This window comes from Corallococcus sicarius (genome assembly GCF_003611735.1).
Classification (GTDB): domain Bacteria; phylum Myxococcota; class Myxococcia; order Myxococcales; family Myxococcaceae; genus Corallococcus; species Corallococcus sicarius.
Genome location: NZ_RAWG01000594.1, coordinates 1 through 1,989, shown reverse-complemented (window position 1 = coordinate 1,989; position 1,989 = coordinate 1). Strand labels below are relative to the sequence as shown.

Sequence of the window (1,989 nt, the reverse complement as noted above, 5' to 3'; positions counted from 1 at the left end):
CGGGGAGGGCGGCCTTCAGCGCGGGCGGTGGCGCAGGGGTCGCGACGACGGCGGGCGGAGGCGTTTCGGCGGGGCCCCGCGTGGCCATCACGACGCCCACGGCGGTGAGCAGCACGGCCGCGCCAATGGCGACGGGGATGAAGCGCCGCGGTGAGCGGGACTCCTCCTGGGGCACCATGGTGTCGGGCGGGAACGGCGCGGGCACCTCGGTGGTGGGGCGGCGCGCGTCCGCGTCGCTGACGACGGCGGGACGGGGCTTGGGCGCGGACTCCTCGGTGGGGGCGACCGCGGTGGGGTTGGTGCGCGTGGCCCGCAGGGTGCGGCGCAGCTTCACCAGGTGCTGGCGCAGGGCATCCGCGGAGTTGGGACGCGTCTCCGGATCCTTGGTGAGCATCTGCAGGATGAAGGCGTCCACGGCGGGCGGCAGGTCGGAGACGAACTCGGAAGGGCGGGGCGGGCGCGCCTCCACGTGCTTCATGAGGAGGTCCACGGGGGAGCTGCCGATGAAGGGCAGCCGGCCGGTGACCATCTCGAAGGTGACGACGCCCATGGCGTACAGGTCCGTCATGGGGCCCACGGACTGGCCGCGGGCCTGTTCGGGCGCCATGTACTCCGGGGTGCCGACGACCATGTCGGTGCGCGTCTGCGCGGTGCGGCCGGTGGGGCCTTCGCCGCGCTTGGCGAGTCCGAAGTCGAGCAGCTTCACGTAGCGCGAGCCGTCCGGCTGGCGCACGAGGAAGATGTTGCTGGGCTTCAGGTCGCGGTGCACGACGCCCGCGCCGTGCGCTGCGCCCAGGGCGGCGAGCACTTCCTCGAGCAGGGCCAGCGCCTCCATGACGGGGAGGCGGCCCTTTTCGGAGAGGATGGCGTCGAGCGGCTGGCCATCCAGGTACTCCATGACGATGTACTGGCGACCGTCGGGGAGCTGGCCGAAGCCGAAGATGTCGATGATGCCGCGGTGGCGGATGGCGTTGACGGCGCGGGCCTCGGCGAGGAGGCGGGCCACCTGTTCGGAGGAGTGCGCCAGCTCCGGGCGCAGCACCTTCACGGCGACGCGCTTGCCGATGAGGGGCTGGATGCCGTCGTAGACGAGCCCCATGCCGCCCACACCGATGCGGGAGCGCAGCTCGTACTCGCCCAGCTTCAGGCCGATGAGGGGGTCGGAGATGGCAGTGGACTCGGTGCCCGCTTGCGGGTGCTCCACGATGACCTTCGGTTCCGGTGGAGGCGGTTGGAACGACGACAGCACGACGGTGCCGTCACGAGGGCACACCGCCGTGTCGGACGGAACGGTGAGGCCACAGGTTTCGCAGATCAGCTCGGAAGACATCTCCACCGCGAGGGAGCGTAACAGGTGAAATCCCTGGAAGCGAAGTCGTGGCCGGGCGCCAGGGGGGCGAGCGAACAGGCTCTAGCCCCCGGGTCGCGCCCCGACGCCCGCTGCCTGACAGCAGCGGGCGGGGACGGTGGGTCAGAAAACTCCACCGTCGGAAGTAAGGCAGCCGATGGAGTCAAGCGAGTCTCCTTGGCCTCCATCAATCCCGCCAACGCTCACGCCCCCAGGTCCTCCAGGAGCTACGGCGTAGCTGAGGGTAGCTCCCTCAGTTGAGATGTTCGCGTTGCTGCACCAGATGCCAACGGAAGGACCACCCCCACCACCTCCACCATTTCCACCAAGGCCACCTGTTCCTCCGTCTCCACCTAGCCCCCCTGAACCACCTACGGTCGTGTACGGACGAGACGACGGGGTGATTGGGAGTTCCTTGCCTGAGATGGAATAGGCAAACGGGCCTCCCATGGCACCCGCGCCTCCGGCTCCACCGGGACCGCCCGCGCCCCCTCGTCCACCTGCACCACCACCTCGGGTGACAATCCGGCTCGTGGTTTGAAACTCGATGCGTGAGTCCACTGCCAGGAGCGAGATGGATGCTCCGCCACCATGGCCGCCCTCGCCGCCCAGGCCTCCGCAACCCCCTGCCTGTCTCTTAT

General features: G+C 69.8%; 1 protein-coding gene. It reads right to left on the bottom strand.

Annotation, left to right across the window (positions count from 1 at the left end; translation table 11 throughout):
* Positions 1-1,330: serine/threonine-protein kinase (locus D7X12_RS41045; RefSeq protein WP_244225093.1), on the bottom strand; the 1,330-nt coding region annotated here is incomplete at its 3' end.
* Positions 1,331-1,989 lie beyond the last annotated feature (659 nt).